Genomic DNA, 16,310 nt, shown 5'->3' with positions numbered 1-16,310 from the left:
GCCGCGGCTCACGGCGTGAGCGCGGCCTCGGCGAGCTCGGGCGCCAGCAAGTCGATGAATCGATCGGCGATGCGGTAGACCTCGGTCATGCTGCCGTCGTGGTGGATCGCGCGGCTCAGCATCGAGTTGATGATCGACCAGAGCATCGTCGCGACGTCGTGCGCCCGGTCGGAGCCGAGCACCGCGAGGTCCTCGGCGAGCGTCGCCCTGGCCGACGCGGCGAACTCCGCCATCAGCGCCACGACGTTCGGATCCGAGCTGCTCTGCAGCAGCATGTGCACCTTGTAGAACTGCGGCTGGCGCTCGAACGCCGTGATCACGCCGTGCATCCGGGACCGGAGCCTGGCCTCGGCCGAGCGACGCCGGGAGCGGGTGGCGCCGGCCCGGCCGAGCGCCGCCCATTCCTGCAGCACGGCGGCGTAGAGGTGTTCCTTGGACGAGAAGTACCGGTACAGCGTGCCCAGCGCGACGTCGGCTGCCTGCGCGACGTCCCGGATCTGGATCTGCTCGTACTCGTGTCGCTCCAGCGCGGCGAGCGCGGCGTCGACGATGCGCTGCCGCCTGGCGCGCTGCCAGGCCGGCATCCCGTCCAGGGGGAGACCCCCCGCCTGTGTGGCCATCGACCGCCCTACCTCGTCACCGTGAGGAGAACGGTACTGGATCGTTCTCCTCGTGCCCGGTGACCGATCAGCGGACCGACGCGCCGCCGCTCTCCCCCACCGTGGCCAGCCGCGGCGTCGTCCGCGCGCGTTGCAGAACCCGCAGCGAGCCGGTGACCTCCACCTCGACGAACTCGCCGCCGTCGAGAGCCTCCCGGTAGATCCGGTACGGCGCCTGACCACCGTCCGCGGGATCCGGGAAGACGTCGTGGATCACCAGCGCTCCCCCGGCGCGGACCCACGGCGCCCACCCGTGCAGGTCGGCCCTGGCCGCCTCGTCGGTGTGCCCGCCGTCGATGAACAGCAGGTCGATCGGGTGACGCCACCACCGGGCCACCTCGGCGGAGCGCCCGATGATCGGCGTCACGACGTCCTCCAGCCGCGCGGCGGCCAGCGTCCGGCGCAGCGCCGGTAGCGTGTCGAGCCGTCCGTCGGCGTCGAGCAGCGACCGGTCGTGGTACTCCCAGCCCTCCTGGTGCTCCTCGGAGCCGCGGTGGTGGTCGACGGTGACCACGGTGCCGCCGGTGACCGTGGCGGCATGGCCCAGGTAGAGGGTGGACTTGCCGCAGTAGGTACCGATCTCGACCGCGACGCCGTCCCCGAGGTGACGCAGCGCGGCCGCGTGCAGGGCCAGCCCTTCGTCCGGTGGCATGAAGCCCTTCACGGACTCGGCCAGGTCGGCGAGGTAGCCGGGGAATGCGGTCACCGGGTCGCTGGGCATGAGCAGGTTCCTTCCAGAGCTCCGGCGAGGGCTCCGGGCGCGAGGCCCTCGCCGCGGAACAGTCCGCTGCCCGGCGTGGTGCGGGACAGCGCGTCGGTGGCCAGTATCACGGTCGCCGCGGTCCAGGCGGTCTGCTCGACCGGCCAGCGTTCGGCGTCCGGGTACACGTAACCGGTCCAGTAGGAGCCGTCCGGGTCGCGGAGGTGCTGCATCGCCGCCAGCTGCTCCAGCGCGTCGTCGCGGCGGCCGACCGCGTCGAGGGCCAGCACCAGTTCGCAGGTCTCCGCGCCGGTCACCCAGGGTTGGTCCGCGACGCACCGGATGCCGAGCCCGGGCACCACGAAGTCCTCCCACCGCGCCACCAGCCGGGCCTCGGCGGCCTCCGCGGAGAGCGCGCCGCCCAGCAGGGGGTAGTACCAGTCCATCGAGTAGCGGCTCTTGTCGGCGAAGCGCTCCGGGTGCTCGTCGAGCGCGTGGCGGAGCCGGGCGGCGGCCAGCTCCCACTCCGGCACCAGCTCGCCGACCAGTTCGGCCAGCGCGACCGCGCACCGCAGGCTCAGGTGCATGCTCGCGTTGCCGGTGAGCAGCACCTCGGTCCGCAGCTCGCCGGCGGCGTCGCGCTTCCAGTTGATCTCGCCGCCGGGCGCCTGGAGCGAGAGCACCACCCCGATCGCCCGCCGGACGACCGGCCACATCCGGTCCACGAAGTCCCGGTCGCCGGTCACGCACCAGTGGTGCCAGACGCCGGTGGCCACGTAGGCGCAGAAGTTTGCGTCGGTGCTGGCGTCGTCGACGTCGTCGCCGACGTACTTCGCTGCCCACGATCCGTCCGGACGCTGCGCCCGGCGGCACCACTCGTAGGCGTTCTCGGCCTGGGTGGTGAACCCGGCCGCGCTGAGCGCCATCGCACTCTGGATGTGGTCCCAGGGGTCGGTGTGGCCGCCGGGGAACCACGGGATTGCGCCGGATGGCTGCTGGGTCCTGGCGATCGCCGTCGCCGTCTGTAAGCAGTCGGCCTCGGACAACACTCCGTCGAGCGCCGGTATCCCGGCGCTCGCCCTGCCGCCGGTCCCCCTGCCCCCGGTGCCCGTGCCACCGGTCATGGCGCCACCGGCTTCGTGAAGTAGAGCGCGACGCTCTTGCCGATCAGCGGGTCGAGCACGCGCTCGGCGATCCGGGTGGCGGCGGGCTTGCTCATCAGGTCCCAGACGAGCAGGCGGTGGTACGTGTCCACGGCCGGGTGCTTCGCGCGGTTCGGGCCGACCGCGCACTTCAGCCACCAGTACGGCGAGTGCAGCGCGTGCGCGTGGTGCCGGTGGGTCGCGACCAAGCCGGCGCCGACCAGCTTCGCCTCCAACTCGTCGGCGCGGTAGATCCGGATGTGGCCACCCTCGTTGGCGTGGTACTCGTCCGACAGCGCCCAGCAGATGCGCTCCGGCAGCCAGCGCGGCACGGTCACCGCGAGCGTCCCGCCCGGCGCGAGGATCCGCACGAGCTCGGCGATCGCGGCGTCGTCCTCGGGGACGTGTTCGAGGATCTCCGACGCGAGCACGACGTCGAAGTGCCCGTCCGAGTACGGCATCTCCAGGATGTTGCCCGCCTGGACCTGCCCGGATCCGCCGGGCGGCACCTCGCCGGCCTCGACCATCGCGTCGAACATCTCGCCGACGCTCTTGAGCTCCACCTCGTCGAGGTCGTAGGCGATCACCTCGGCGCCCCGGCGGAGCGCCTCGAACGAGTGCCGCCCCCCACCTGCTCCGACGTCGATGAACCGGGTCCGGCGGCCCACCCGCAGCCGATCGAAGTCCACCGTCAGCACGTCAGCCCTCCTGCCCGAGCGAGCCGACCGCCGCCGGTGCGCCGGTCTTCCGGGGCACCGGACCGGCCGCAGCCGCCGTAATCGCGTCCTGGTACGCCTCGACCGTCGCGCGCGCGACCGAGATCCAGCTGAACCGTTCTTCCGCGCGAGCCCGTCCGGCCGCGCTCAACCGTGTCCGCTCGGCGGGCGAGCGCAGCAGTCCGTCGACCGCGGTGACCAGCGCACCGACGTCGCCCGGCTCGACCAGCACCCCGGCGTCGCCGACGACCTCGGGCAACGCACCGGCACGGCTGGCCACCACCGGGGTACCGCAGGCGAGCGCCTCGACGGTCGGTAGCGAGAACCCCTCGTAGAGCGATGGGACGCACATCACCTCGGCGGACGCCAGCAGGGCTGCGAGGTCGGCGTCGGAAAGCCCGGTACGGACCGTCACGCAGTCAGCGATCCCCAGCTCGGCGATCCGCCGTTCGGTGGCACCGCCCGGCTCCAGCGTGGAGACCAGCTGCAGCTCCACGTCGTGGTCGACCCGCAGCTTGGCGACGGCGTCGAGCAGGTGCGCGACGCCCTTCAGCGGGCGGTCGGCGCTGGCCACCGCGACGATGCGGCCCGGCACCCGGGGTCCGGCTGGGCGGAACACGTCGGTGTCGACGCCGAGCGGCACGACCCGGAAGGAGGACGGATCGATCCGGAAGTCCGCGATGGTGTCCGCGGTCGCCACGTCCGAGACCCCGACGAGCACCGGCAGGCGGCGGGCCACCCGGGCCTGCATCCGCACGAAGCCGTACCAGCGGAGCACGCCCCACTTCTTGTACAGCCGGGCGGCGTCCAGCTCGACCCGGCGGTCGCGGCTGATCGGGTGGTGGATCGTCGCCACCAGCGGAATTCCGCGGCGGCGCAGCGCCAGCAGGCCGTAGCCGAGGCTCTGGTTGTCGTGCAGGACGTCGAAGTCGGCCGCGCGCGTCCGCATCAGCTGCGCAACCCGATAGCTGAACGCCAGCGGCTCGGCGAACGTGCCGGTCTTGGTGGTCAGGTACTCCAGAACGTCGTACCGGTCACGGAAGTCACGTAACCGGACGCGACGCGGGAAGTCGGGCCCGCCGAAGAGGTCGAGGCTGGGGACCTCGGTAAGTCGCACCCGTGGGTCGAGCTCTTCCGGATAGGGTTGGCCGGAGAACACCTCCACCTCGTGCCCCAACTCCACCAGACCACGACTCAAGTACCGGACATACACCCCCTGGCCGCCGCAGTGCGCCTTGCTGCGGTACGAGAGCAAGCCGATCCGCACACCCACCTCCTCCCTCTGCTGTCCCACCAGTCACACGACAGGTCAGCGTTACCGAACTGGCTATTCAAGCATCGCCGGTAACAGACCGGGACCGGGCCAGTATAAGTAGAATTCAATTTCTTCATGCAGATTCGGCAAAATGTAGCCTGACCGAAACAGAGCGTCCGGATCGGACGCGCGAGCGCTCAGTCGACCCGCTCGAACAGCGCGGCCAGGCCCTGACCACCGCCGATGCACATCGTTTCGAGCCCGTAGCGGTCCCCGCGCCGGTCGAGTTCGGCGAGCATCGTGGCGAGGATGCGTCCCCCGGTGGCGCCGACCGGGTGCCCGAGCGAAATGCCGGACCCGTTGACGTTGAACCGCTCGAAGTCTCCCACCCCGAAGTTCCAGGCCCGCGTGCAGGCCAGCACTTGGCTGGCGAACGCCTCGTTGAGCTCGATCAGGTCGACGTCGGCCAGCCCCACCCCGGCCCGTCCGAGCGTCTTCGCGACCGCGGGGACCGGCCCGATCCCCATCGTCGCCGGCGGCACGCCGGCCACCGCCCAGGACACCAGCCGGGCCAGCGGCCGCAGACCGTACTCCTCGGCCTTCTGCCGCGTCATCACCGCGCAGACCGAGGCCCCGTCGTTCTGGCCGCTGGCGTTACCCGCCGTCACCGTCGCCTCCGGGTCGGTGCGGCCGAGCACCGGGCGTAGCTTTCCGAGGCCCTCCAGCGAGGTGTCCGCACGAGGGTGCTCGTCGGTGTCGACGACGGAGGTGTTCCCCCGCCGGTCGGTCACCGTCACCGGGACGATCTCGTCGGCGAACCGGCCGTCCTTCTGCGCCGCCACCGCCCGCTCGTGCGAGCGCAGCGCGTACTCGTCCTGCTCCCGGCGGGAGATCGCGTACTCCCGGCGCAGGTTCTCCGCCGTCTCGAGCATCCCGCCGGGCACCGGATAGTTCTCCCCGCCCGCGGTCACCCGGGCCCGGGCGAGCCGGTCGTGGAACACCAACCGGTCGGCGGTGGTGCCCCAGCGGGCGGTGGGTGAGTAGAACTCCACCTGGCTCATGCTCTCCGCGCCACCGGCCAGGACGACGTCGGCGGCACCGGTCTGCACCTGCATCGCGGCCCAGATCACCGCCTGCAGCCCGGAGCCGCACCGGCGGTCGACCTGCACGCCGCCCGCCTCGACCGGCAGCCCGGCGTCCAGCGCGGCGACCCGGCCGATCGCCGGGGCCTCCCCGCTCGGGTAGCACTGCCCGAAGATCACGTCGTCGACCGCGTCCCCCGGCAGGCCGGTCCGGTCCAGCAGCGCGCGGATGACCGTGGCCCCCAGTGCGGCGGCCGGCACGTCCTTCAGCACCCCGCCGTACCGCCCGACCGGCGTCCGTACGGGCGCGACGATCACTGCGTCGCGTAGGGCACCCGCGCTCACAGGTAGAACCGCCCGACGGTCTCGGCCACGACCGCGGGTTTCGGCTCGCCCTGGATCTCGACGGTCGCCGTGGAGACGACCTGGACCGCCTCGGCCACCTTCGTCACCTCGACGAGCCGGACCGCCGCGCGCACCGACGAGCCGACCCGCACCGGCGCGGGGAACCGGAGTTTGTTGAGCCCGTAGTTGACCGCCATTCGGGCCTCCACCCGGAAGATCTGGCGCATCAGCGCCGGGAGCAACGCGGCGGTCAGGTAGCCGTGGGCGATCGGCGCCCCGAACGGCCCGGCCTGCGCTCGCACCGGATCGACGTGGATCCACTGGTGATCGTCGGTAGCGTCAGCGAACCGGTCGATCCGCTCCTGCGTGATCAACAACCAGTCACTGGTGCCCAGATCGGCACCGACGGCTTGTTCGAGTTGGTCGGGGGACGTGAACACCCGCATCGGTCGGCTCCTTCGCCGTCGCCGGTCGGCCCGGTACCGACCGCCAGCGCAAACAGAATATACAATACGCACCTGCCCGGGACCGGAGGTACTTGCATGACGACGACGTGGCAGACGGAACGGCGGGACCGGATCCTCCTCGCCGCCCGTGAGGCGCTGGAGGAGCACGAGTACGAGTCGATCCAGATGCGCGACGTCGCCCAACGCGCCGGGGTGGCGCTCGGCACCCTCTACCGGTGCTTCAGCTCGAAGGAGCACCTCTACGCCGCGGTGCTGGCGGAGTGGGCGGCCGGAACCGTCGCGGTCGCCCCGGACGCCCACGGCACGCCGGAGGCCCGGTTCCGGGCCCGCATCCATCAGGTGATCGCCGCCTACGAACGCCGACCGCAGTTCTACCGGGCCCACGTGACGCTGCAGAGCAGCGCGGATCCGAACGCGCACGCGCTGCTGACCGAGTTCGGCCGGACGGCGCGGGCGTCGCTGGCCACGGAGGTGGCGGTGCTGGGCGCGGTCTCCGCCGACGACGCCGCGACGATGCTCTGGGCGCTGATCACTTCTCGCCTGAGTCACGCGATCTACCGCGGCGGCAGCGTCGACGAGATCCACCGGCTCGCCGACGAGTTCGTCGACCTGCTCCTCCCGCGGCTACGGGAGGAGCAGGTCGACGAGGCCTGAGGCCGTCGTCCCGGCCGCAGGAGTTTCGTCAGTGCGCGGACTTCCGACGCCGGATCGGACGCCCGACCAGGTAGGCGGCGACGAACAGCAGCAGGCCCAGCAGCACGAGCACCACCGTCGCGCGGCCGCGGAGCCACGGCAGGACCGCGGCGGCCTGCCCGGCCTGGTCGAGCCGGTCCTGGGACGAGCGCGGGCTCTCCAGGTCGGCCTCGAACGCGACCAGCGTCTGGCCGTTGTGCGTGTACTGCTGGGTGATCTCCTCGCGGATCCCGATCACGTCACCGGAGTTCGGCTCGATCCAGTAGGTCCGGGTGCTGCCGTACCAGGCCTCCGCGTCGACGTTCAGCTCCTTCGAGCCGAAGAGCCCGCCGGGCAGCTCTCGCGACCCGATCCGCTGCAGCGGAGCTTCCTTGCGGAACATGTAGACGTCGATGCCGTCACGGCTGGACTCCCCGATGTACTCGGCGGTCACCGCGCGCTCCAGGTTGATGTCCCAGATCTGGTACGACTCCTTCTGGACGTCGAACGGGAACGTGTAGTAGCCCTCGTGCCGCAGTTCCTTCCCGTCCGGCTTCTCCAGGTCCGTGACGATGCGGTCACCGCAGCAGTTGGTGGACTCGGTCGTGCTCTTGTTGATCGAGACGCGCTCGACCCGGGCCTGGAGCATGCCGCGGCCCTCGACCTCGATCTGGGTCGCGACGTCGTAGACGACGCTGTCGTCGTCGGAGCCGTCGGTGTCCCGGGCCTTCGAGACGAAATTCGTGACGGTCACGTCGACGCCGGTGAGGACCGTCGCTCCGGCCGGCGCTTTCGCGTCCGGCATGAGCACGGTCGCGCCCGTCGCCTGCAGAACCTGTTCGGTCTGCGGATCGTCCGGGAGGACGGCGAGCCGTGGATAGACGTAGAGCGGCAACAGGATGCCGACCACGAGGAGGAAGATTCCGAGACCCAGAAGCGCGGAGCGGAGCAGGCGGCGGCTTCGGGGTGGCTCGCCGGTGCCGATGCCGGGCGCGGGCGCCGGACGGACCGGCGGGGGCGCCGCCGGTGCCGATTCGCGCTCAGACGTCAGGCTCGGATCAGGAGCAGCAGTCATTGGGACACCATCCGATCGCCGTTGATCCAGATTCGTAGCTGCGGAGCTGGCGGGAGGAGCACGTGCGGGGAGCCGGCCAAATCGGCGCGACACGGGCGCCGGGCGCTACGGGCTCCGGCACTCGGAACGGATGTCCGGTGTGATCACGGTCGTAATCAGAAACTGACAACGGCTGTGACCACAGAACAACGTGGCGGAAATACTAGAACCGGTTCTACCCCTGGTCAACAGGTAGCGGCCTTCCGGTAATCGATACTGTATAAGGTACTCAGATTGCGACCCGCCACGTGCGGAATCCGAGGAGAACGCATGACGCAAACCCCTCCCCCGCTGCGTGGCCTGCGGATCCTGGAGTGCTCGATCCTTGGTCCGGCCGCGGTCACCACGCACCTGGCCGACCTCGGCGCCGAGGTGATCAAGGTCGAGCCGCCGAGCGGGGACTACGTCCGGGGCATGGCGTGGCCGATCGTCGACGGTGTCTCGCTGATGCATTTGCACCTGAACCGCGGCAAACGCAGCGTCGTGCTGGACCTGCGCACCCCGGCCGGCGCAGCCGCGTTCACGACGCTCGCCGCGCGCTCGGACGTCGTGGTCGAGGCGATGCGGCCGGGCGGCCTGGAGCGGCGCGGGCTCGGCTACGAGACGCTGCGCGCGGCGAACCCCCGGCTGGTCTTCGCGACGATCAGCGGCTTCGGGACCTCCGGGCCGCTGCGCGATCTGGCCAGCCACGGCATCGCGTTCGACACCTGGGCCGGGCTGATCACGCCCGAGCCGGACGCCGACGGCTTCCCGACGATCCCCGACCACACCTCGGTCGGGATCACCGCCGGGCCGCTCTACGGCGCGCTCGGCATCCTCGCCGCGGTGCTCCGGGCCCGGGAGACCGGGGTGGGCAGCCGGGTGGAGGTCGCCCAGTCCGACGCCGCCGCCGCGTTCGACTGGCTGCGAATCGAGGGCTGGCGGGCGTACCGGCGACCCGAGGACGAGGTCACCGGAAACCCCGCCGACGGGCTACGACGGCGGGCGCCGGGCACCGGCGGGATGCGGGAGAGCGTCCGGTACCAGGTGTACGCGACCCGGGACGCGCACGTGCTGCTGATGGCGTCCGAGAACGCGTTCTGGCGGAACTTCTGCGCCGCGGTCGAGCGGCCCGACCTGATCGACGAAAACGACCGGCAGGAGATCGCGAACCACGCGACCGGCGACGTCGAGCTGCGGCGCGAGCTGACGAAGCTGTTCACCCAGCGGGACACGTGGGAGTGGGTGGAGCTGGGCGTCCAGGCGAACGTGCCGCTCGCGCCGGTCAACACGCCCCGGACCGTCGGCGACGACCCGCAGTTCGCCGCGCGGATGCCGTGGACGGACGCGGCCCGGACCGGCACCGAGATGATGCCGAGCCCGATCCGGTTCCCGGACGAGCCGGCGACGGAGCCGACGAAGGCGCCGACCCTCGGTGCCGACACCGAAGCCGTCCTCCGCGAAGTAGCCGGCTACACCGACGCGGAAATCGCCGCCCTACGAGAGTAGGCCGCGGTCGGCGAGTAGGGAGACGACGCCGTCGGCCTCGGCGCGGAGGGTGTCGACGAACGCCACCTCTGCCCCGGGACCGTCGCCGGCCCGCAGCGCTTTGACGACCGCGCGCAAACCGCGCTTGTGGATCCGGATCGCGCCCGGGACCTCGGCGAAGAAGTTCCCCGGCACGATGTTCGTCGTGATCACCCGGGCGACCGCGGTGATCCGGCGCGACGAGGCCATCAGCAGCAGCTGCCGCAGGAACGCGGTGTTGAGCGCCGAGAACGCGTCCGCGTCGTTGGTGGCCTGCAGCTCCTTCGCGATGTTCGCGAGCGTCGTGACGCCGTCCTCCGACCCGCGCTCGACCGCGCGCCGCGCGGCCAGGCCGTACGCCAGCCCCAGCAGCTCGTAGTGGTCGCGAACGGAGTTCTCGTCCAGCCCGTTGACGAACGCGCCGAGGTGCGGCCGCGAGGTGACCCACCCCTCCCGGTCGAGGGCGATCACCGCTTCCCGCACCGGTACCCGGCTCACCCGCAGCTCGGCGGCGATCTCGTCCTGCGGGACCCGCTCGCCCGCGCGCAGCCGCTGCTCGAAGATCATCCGGCGAATGTGGGCGGCCACCTGCTGTGCGCTGGTCGGGCGGGACAGACCGCCGGCTTCGTCGGCGACGAAGTCGACCTCTTGACTCACCCCTGCTCGCGTGACGATCGCGGACCTCCTCTGAGCCTGCCGGTAGCGCCCCTACCCTGCAGAAAGTATACGGACAGCCAGGCAGAAACCGGCGCGCGCCCCGGCGGAGTCGACTCGGCGAGTGTTATATACATTATCTCATTCGCCGCCGACCGCCCGGAGGCTCACCATGACGTCCGCCGCACCGTCCACTCGCCGCGTCCAGGCCCGTCTGGACGGGGCGATCGGCCGGATCACGCTCGCCGACCCGGACCACCGCAACGCGCTGAGCCGCGAACTCAGCGACGACCTCGCAGCGGCCGTGCACTCGCTCCTCGCCGACGACGCCCGAGTACTCGTCCTCGACGCCGAGCCGCCGGTGTTCTGCGCGGGCGGCTCGCTGGACGGGCTGATCGAACGGACACATCCGCTGGCGGCCTCCTACGCCGGCTTCACGGCGCTCGCCGACGCCCCGGTGCCGACGATCGCGGCGGTGTGCGGGCCGGCCATCGGCGCCGGAGTCAACCTGCCGCTCGCCTGCGACGTCGTGCTCGCCGGCGAGAGCGCCCGGTTCGACCCGCGCTTCCTCGACGTCGGCATCCACCCGGGCGGCGGCCACCTGTGGCGGCTCGCGGAACGCGTCGGCGAGCAGGGCGCCGCCGCGCTGGTGCTCTGCGGCGACAGCCTCACCGGCGCCGAGGCGGCCGCCAAGGGCCTGGCCTGGCGCTGCGTCCCGGACGACGACCTCCCCGCGCTCGCCACGGCGTTCGCGGAGCGGGTGGCCGGCCGGTCACCGGAGCTGGTGCGCCTGGCGAAGGCGACGCTCCGGGCGTCCCGCGCGCTGAGCGACCCGGCGGACGCCGCCGCGGTGGAACTCGCCGCCCAGGAGTGGTCGGTGGCGCAGCCGTACTTCCGGGAGACCGTGACCCGCCTGCGCGACCGGGTCCGCTCGCGTCGGTAAATCTTGTATATTTTATTCATGACGGAGCCGTTACCCCTCGCGGGTGTCCGCGTCCTCGCGCTCGAACAGATGCAGGCCGTGCCGTTCGCGACCCAGCTGCTGGCCCGGCTCGGCGCGGACGTGGTGAAGGTGGAGCCGCTCTCCGGCGAGTCCGGACGGGCCGCCCAGCCGGCCATGATCGACGGATCCGGGCGTCGCGCCGGTGCGACGTTCCTCCGCTACGGCTCGGGCAAGCGCAGCATCGCCGTCGACCTCAAGGACCCCCGCGGGCGAGACCTCGTCGTGGGCCTCGCCGAGCGGTTCGACGTGCTGGCGGAGAACCTCGGCCCTGGCCGCGCCGACCGGCTCGGTTTCGGCTTCGAGGCGCTCGCCGCCCGGAACCCGCGGCTGGTGTACCTGAGCATCAGCGGGTTCGGCCGAGGCGCCTCCCCTTATGCGCACTGGCCCGCGTACGCGAGCGTCGCCGAGGCGATGTGCGGCGCCTACGAGTACGCGCGGCGCCCGAACCAGCCGCCGATCCTCAACCCGATGGGCGGCCTGGGCGACACCGGCACCGGGCTGTTCGGCGTCATCGGAGTGCTCGCCGCCCTCGCGCACCGCACGCGGACCGGCAAAGGACAGCTGGTCGACATCGCGATGCTGGACTCGATGCTCTCGATCTCCGACGTCGTGACGAACTTCTGGTCGATGGGGCTGCGCGCCGAGCCGGACGTCGAGCGGCGGGTGCCCTACCTGCTGACGTCGTTCCGCTGCGAGGACGGCTGGTGCGTGCTCCAGGTGAGCCGCCCGCACCAATTCGAACGGCTGGCCCGTCTGCTCGGCCACGACGAGTGGCTGGGTGACGAGCGGTTCGCCGACGGCTGGGGCTGGCACGACCACTGGCCCGACACGATCCGCCCGGCGGTCGAGGAGTGGGCGGCCCGCTTCGGTATGCGGGACGCGGCCGGCCACCTCGCCGACGCCGGGCTGGTCGCGGCTCCGTGTTACCGGGCCGAGGACGTGGTGGCCGACCCGCACGTCGCGAAGCGCCGCATGCTGGTGGAGATCCCTCGCTCGGACGGTGTCGAGCAGCCCGTGCTGGTGGCGGGCAATCCGGTCAAGCTCTCCGCGGTCCCCGAGCTACCCGACCAGCGCCCGCCGTACCTCGGCGAGCACACCGCCCAGCTGCTCACCGACGAGCTGGGCCTCGACGGGTCCACCGTCACCGGCCTCGCCGCAGAAGGCGTCGTCGGGCTGCCCCCGGAGTAACGCGCGTCGCCGGGCCGGGCCGGGCGGCAGCCAGCGGAGTCGCCGGCCACCGCCCGTGCGCCCTCTTACGGAGTGAGCGGCAGTTCGAACAGCCGGATCGCGTTCCCCCGGGCGATCTTCCGGATCTGCTCGGCCGGCAAGTGACCGAACTGCTCCTCGGCGGCCTTGATCGACGCCGGCCAGGTGCCGTCCTGGTGCGGGTAGTCGGTCTCGAACAGGATGTTGTCGACGCCGACCTTGTCGATCAGGTCGATGCCCACGCGGTCCTTGAAGAAGCACGCGTAGATCTGCCGGTAGTAGTACGTGGACGGCGGCTCGGGGCAGTTGAGCTGCGAGTTGCTCCAGCCCTTGTGCGTCTCCCAGACGTCGTCGACGCGCTCGAGCAGGTACGGGATCCAGCCGATCTGGCACTCCGCGTACATCAGCTTGAGGTTCGGGTACCGGTGCGGGATCCCGGAGAACAGGAAGTCGGTCAGGCTCGCGACCGAGTTGCCGAAGATGATCGTCGACGCCACCGCGTCCGGAGCGTCACCGGAGGTGTTCGGCGTCTTGGTGCCCGACCCGATGTGCATGCAGACGACGGTCCCGGTCTCCTCGCACGCGGCGAAGAACGGGTCCCAGTACCCGCTGTGGATGCTCGGCAGCCCCAGGTACGCCGGGATCTCGCTGAACGCCACGGCACGGACGCCCCGGGCGGCGTTGCGCCGCACCTCCTCGGCGGCCAGCTGGGCGTCCCAGAGCGGCACCAGGCACAGCGGGATGAGCCGACCGGACGACCCGCCGCACCACTCGTCGACCATCCAGTCGTTGTAGGCCCGTACGCAGAGCAGCGACAGGTCCTTGTCCTTGCCGCGCATGAAGATCTGACCGGCGAACCGCGGATAATTCGGGAAGCACATCTGCGCCTCGACGCCGTTCGCGGCGTTGTCGGCGATCCGCTCCGCCGGGTCCCAGCAGCCCTTCCGCATCTGCTCGTAGGTGACGCCGTCCATCGTGATCTCGTCCGCCGGGAACCCGGCGGCGGCGATCAACCGCTTGATCGAGTACTTGTGGTCCTCGTAGAACCACCAGGCGACGTCCGGGCCCTCGATGCCGGGCTCCTCGATGTACATGCCGCCGTCGAGCTTCGGTTTTCCGCCCGGTAGGTACCGGATGTGCGGACCGATCTCCCGGTACTTCGCGGGCAGCCGGGACGTCCAGAGGTTCTCCGGCTCCACCACGTGGGCGTCGACGTCGACGATGCCGGGAATGTGCGAGTTACCAGTGTCCACTGCGGGGTACATGGTGCGTTCCTTTCACTCGGTCCAGTCGCTGCGGCGGTCGGCCCTGGTCGGCTGCCGCCCGGTGCGGAACGGGCTGAGCTCGGCGTCGACCAGCAGGAACCGATGGGCGGACGTCGTGCGCGGGTAGAACGACCGGCGCCACCGCCCGAGCTTCGTATCGGCCCGCTCGGCCTTCTCGGCCGAAGCCCAGTGCTCCCAGGTCGGGATCGCCCAGAGCAGGAAGATCTCGGAGTCGCCGGTCATCGCGGTCTCCCAGGCGCCGGCGAGTTGCCAACCGAACTCGTTCAGCAGCGGCTCACCCTCGCCGGCGGCTCGCTCGAGCAGGTCACGGGCGCCGCCCGGCGTCGTCGTGAACTGCTCGTGGGCGTACGTCTCACCCCGGACGCCGTCCGCGCACAGCTGCTCGATCGTGCGGGTCCACGGCGCCGGGACGAGCAGCCGGTCGACGCCGCGCGACCGGAACTTCGCCGCCTCGGCCCACCACTTCGCGAGCTTCGGATCCTGCAGCGTCGTACTGCCCAACTCGTGCCGGAACGACGAAGCCATCCCGTCGAAGCCGTCCTCTTCCCAGAGGTTGAGCACGGACGGCCAGTCCCGGGTCGTCCCGACGATGCCCCAGACGCCGTAGCAGAGCTGGTCACGCTCTTCCTGGGCGATCGGGCTCCAGTTCGCCGTCATGTGGTGCATGTAGTTGGCGCGGTTGTGCCCGATGATGTCGATGAACTCGTGGATGTAGATCTTCTCGTTCACGGTTTCTCCACGGCCGCCGCGGCCCGGGCGCGCAGCCGGATCTTCTCGACCTTGCCGGTGCGGTTGAGCGGCAGCGCGTCGACGACCTCGGCGTACCGCGGCACCTTGTAGTTGGCCATCCGCCCGCGGCACCAGCCGAGCACCTCGTCCGGCGAGACCGCGACACCGACGCGCGGAACGACGAACGCGTACCCGACCTCACCGAGTCGTTCGTCCGGTGCCCCGACCACCGCGACCGCCGCGATGCCGGGGTGGCCGAGCATCGTGTTCTCGATCTCGGCGGGGTAGGCGTTGAAACCGCCGACGATGAACATGTCCTTGATCCGGTCGGTGATCCGCAGGTTGCCGGCCGCGTCCAGCACGCCGATGTCGCCGGTGCGCAACCACCCGTCGGCGTCGATCGCCGCCGCGGTCGCCTCCGGATCGCCGTAGTAACCGCGCATCACCGCGAACCCGCGTGCGAGCACCTCCCCCGGCTCACCGGGCCCGATGTCCGTTCCGTCGCGGTCGACGATCCGGACCTCCATCCCGGGGATCGGGCGCCCGCTGGTGTTCGCGATGACCTCGATAGGGTCGTCGTAGCGGCAGGCGGTCACGGTCCCGTGCGTCTCGGTCAGCCCGTAGGCCGTCACGACCGATCCGAAGCCCAGCTCGTCCCGCATCCGGCGGACCAGCTCGACCGGGACGGCGGCCGCCCCGGTGACGGCGAGCCGCAGCGATGACCGGTCGTAACCGCTCAGATCCGCGTTGAGCAACGATTGGTAGAGCGCCGGCGGCCCGGGCAGCATCGTGACGCACTCTTCCTGGACCAGCCGCATCACGGTGTCCACCGCGAACACCGGGCAGGGCACGAGCGTGGCACCGCGCAGGACGCACGCCAGCACCGCCGACTTGAGACCCGCGCAATGGAAGAACGGATAGACGACCAGGTACCGGTCGCCGTGCCGCAGACCCACCGCGTCCGACCAGGCCGTGTAGGTGCGGGTGCTCGCCCCGTGCGTGAGCAACGCACCCTTCGGACGCCCGGTGGTGCCGGACGTGAAAATGACGTCGGACGGGTCGTCTGCGGTGAGGTTCCGCTCCGCGTCGGTGTGGTCCACGCCCGCTCCGCGGGCCAGGAACTCGCCCCATCCGATGTGCTTTCCGGGCTCTCCCGACATGATGACGACGTCGAGCGAACCGAGAAGTTCGGGGTCGACAGCCAGCGCCTGGACGTAGTCGGTGTCCAGAAAATCCGTGACGGTGATCAGCGTGCGGGCGCCGGCGGTGCGTAACGCCTGCGCACCCTCGGCACCGGTGAAGCGGGTGTTGACCGGGGCCAGGATCGCGCCCGCCGCGTAGACGCCCATCGAGGCCACGATCCACTCGGTGGAGTTCGGCGCCCACAGCCCGACCCGGTCGCCGGGGCTCACCCCGCTGCCGATCAGCGCGCGGGCGACCGCGGTGGCGCGGTCGGCCAGCTCGGTCCAGGTGACGCGGCGGCCGGCCTCGACCACCGCGACTTCGTTCGGCCACCGCGCCACCGCACGCCGAAGCGCGGCCGGAATCGTCGACGGGATCTCCGCGTCCATGAGCACCTCCCTCTGTACTTTATACATTATCAATCCGCCAGCCGCGCAGAGACGAACCGAGCAGCCGAGGACGCGGCGCCGAGGCGCAAGGACGCAAACTCGAGGCGCGGGGTGCACGGCACGGGGCACGGCACGGGGCACGGCACGGGGCACGGGGCACGCGGCACGAGGCGCGCGGCGTGGCCCGAGGCACGCGCGTGGAG

General features: G+C 71.2%; 16 protein-coding genes. 4 read left to right on the top strand and 12 right to left on the bottom strand.

The features are described 5' to 3' along the window. Nucleotides 1-8: 8 nt before the first annotated feature. From ABEB28_RS02460 to ABEB28_RS02430, 7 genes are all read right to left on the bottom strand, one after another. Nucleotides 9-620: a TetR/AcrR family transcriptional regulator gene (locus ABEB28_RS02460; protein WP_345726286.1), complete on the bottom strand. Its 612-nt coding sequence runs from the start codon at nt 618-620 to the stop codon at nt 9-11. A gap of 67 nt (nt 621-687) precedes the next feature. Beyond that, nucleotides 688-1,380 (bottom strand): class I SAM-dependent methyltransferase, encoded by a 693-nt coding sequence (locus tag ABEB28_RS02455; RefSeq protein WP_345726285.1) that lies wholly within the window; start codon nt 1,378-1,380, stop codon nt 688-690. Then, complete coding sequence (locus ABEB28_RS02450) at nt 1,362-2,483, bottom strand: glucosidase family protein (RefSeq protein ID WP_345726284.1); 1,122 nt, start codon at nt 2,481-2,483, stop codon at nt 1,362-1,364. Before ABEB28_RS02450 ends, ABEB28_RS02455 begins: the two co-directional genes overlap by 19 nt. Continuing rightward, entirely contained in the window at nt 2,480-3,199 is a 720-nt protein-coding gene (locus ABEB28_RS02445; RefSeq protein WP_345726283.1) for a class I SAM-dependent methyltransferase, read from the bottom strand. Before ABEB28_RS02445 ends, ABEB28_RS02450 begins: the two co-directional genes overlap by 4 nt. Before the next feature lies 1 nt (nt 3,200). Continuing rightward, nucleotides 3,201-4,484 (bottom strand): glycosyltransferase family 4 protein, encoded by a 1,284-nt coding sequence (locus tag ABEB28_RS02440; RefSeq protein WP_345726282.1) that lies wholly within the window; start codon nt 4,482-4,484, stop codon nt 3,201-3,203. A gap of 185 nt (nt 4,485-4,669) precedes the next feature. Continuing rightward, nucleotides 4,670-5,899 (bottom strand): acetyl-CoA C-acetyltransferase, encoded by a 1,230-nt coding sequence (locus ABEB28_RS02435; protein ID WP_345726281.1) that lies wholly within the window; start codon nt 5,897-5,899, stop codon nt 4,670-4,672. Continuing rightward, nucleotides 5,896-6,345, bottom strand: a complete 450-nt coding sequence (locus tag ABEB28_RS02430) for a MaoC family dehydratase (protein WP_345726280.1) — start codon at nt 6,343-6,345, stop codon at nt 5,896-5,898. Before ABEB28_RS02430 ends, ABEB28_RS02435 begins: the two co-directional genes overlap by 4 nt. Nucleotides 6,346-6,441: 96 nt before the next feature. Between ABEB28_RS02430 and ABEB28_RS02425 the strand changes: the two genes are divergently transcribed. Next, on the top strand, nt 6,442-7,020 hold the full coding sequence (locus ABEB28_RS02425; protein WP_345726279.1) for a TetR/AcrR family transcriptional regulator: 579 nt from the start codon (nt 6,442-6,444) through the stop codon (nt 7,018-7,020). 28 nt (nt 7,021-7,048) lie between these two features. On the opposite strand, the gene pgfA is transcribed toward ABEB28_RS02425, so the two are convergent. Beyond that, the gene (gene pgfA, locus ABEB28_RS02420; RefSeq protein ID WP_345726278.1) at nt 7,049-8,113 is read right to left on the bottom strand and encodes a cell envelope lipid trafficking protein PgfA; all 1,065 of its coding nucleotides are present in this window, start codon (nt 8,111-8,113) and stop codon (nt 7,049-7,051) included. A gap of 309 nt (nt 8,114-8,422) precedes the next feature. Between pgfA and ABEB28_RS02415 the strand changes: the two genes are divergently transcribed. Continuing rightward, nucleotides 8,423-9,640 carry a CaiB/BaiF CoA transferase family protein gene (locus ABEB28_RS02415; protein ID WP_345726277.1) on the top strand — a complete coding sequence of 406 codons (1,218 nt, stop codon included), beginning with the start codon at nt 8,423-8,425 and terminating at the stop codon, nt 9,638-9,640. Here the strand turns inward: ABEB28_RS02415 and ABEB28_RS02410 are convergent. Continuing rightward, nucleotides 9,629-10,315, bottom strand: coding sequence for a GntR family transcriptional regulator (locus ABEB28_RS02410; protein ID WP_345726276.1), 687 nt, complete (start codon nt 10,313-10,315; stop codon nt 9,629-9,631). The genes ABEB28_RS02415 and ABEB28_RS02410 overlap by 12 nt on opposite strands. A 169-nt stretch (nt 10,316-10,484) precedes the next feature. Here ABEB28_RS02410 and ABEB28_RS02405 point away from each other — a divergent pair, with 169 nt between their 5' ends. Both ABEB28_RS02405 and ABEB28_RS02400 read left to right on the top strand, forming a co-directional pair. Continuing rightward, entirely contained in the window at nt 10,485-11,255 is a 771-nt protein-coding gene (locus ABEB28_RS02405) for an enoyl-CoA hydratase-related protein (protein WP_345726275.1), read from the top strand. Nucleotides 11,256-11,273: 18 nt separating this feature from the next. After that, nucleotides 11,274-12,503 carry a CaiB/BaiF CoA transferase family protein gene (locus tag ABEB28_RS02400; protein WP_345726274.1) on the top strand — a complete coding sequence of 410 codons (1,230 nt, stop codon included), beginning with the start codon at nt 11,274-11,276 and terminating at the stop codon, nt 12,501-12,503. Nucleotides 12,504-12,568: 65 nt separating this feature from the next. Here ABEB28_RS02400 and ABEB28_RS02395 read toward each other — a convergent pair whose 3' ends face one another. The 3 genes from ABEB28_RS02395 to ABEB28_RS02385 are packed head-to-tail and all read right to left on the bottom strand — an operon-like array spanning nt 12,569 to nt 16,107. Further along, on the bottom strand, nt 12,569-13,786 hold the full coding sequence (locus ABEB28_RS02395; protein ID WP_345726273.1) for an amidohydrolase family protein: 1,218 nt from the start codon (nt 13,784-13,786) through the stop codon (nt 12,569-12,571). Nucleotides 13,787-13,798: 12 nt separating this feature from the next. Next, nucleotides 13,799-14,536: an NIPSNAP family containing protein gene (locus ABEB28_RS02390; RefSeq protein ID WP_345726272.1), complete on the bottom strand. Its 738-nt coding sequence runs from the start codon at nt 14,534-14,536 to the stop codon at nt 13,799-13,801. Further along, complete coding sequence (locus ABEB28_RS02385) at nt 14,533-16,107, bottom strand: FadD3 family acyl-CoA ligase (protein ID WP_345726271.1); 1,575 nt, start codon at nt 16,105-16,107, stop codon at nt 14,533-14,535. The genes ABEB28_RS02390 and ABEB28_RS02385 overlap by 4 nt, the downstream gene beginning before the upstream one ends. Nucleotides 16,108-16,310 lie beyond the last annotated feature (203 nt).

The organism is Cryptosporangium minutisporangium, from assembly GCF_039536245.1.
GTDB classification, from domain to species: domain Bacteria; phylum Actinomycetota; class Actinomycetes; order Mycobacteriales; family Cryptosporangiaceae; genus Cryptosporangium; species Cryptosporangium minutisporangium.
This window is presented reverse-complemented; position numbering and strand designations above follow the sequence as displayed.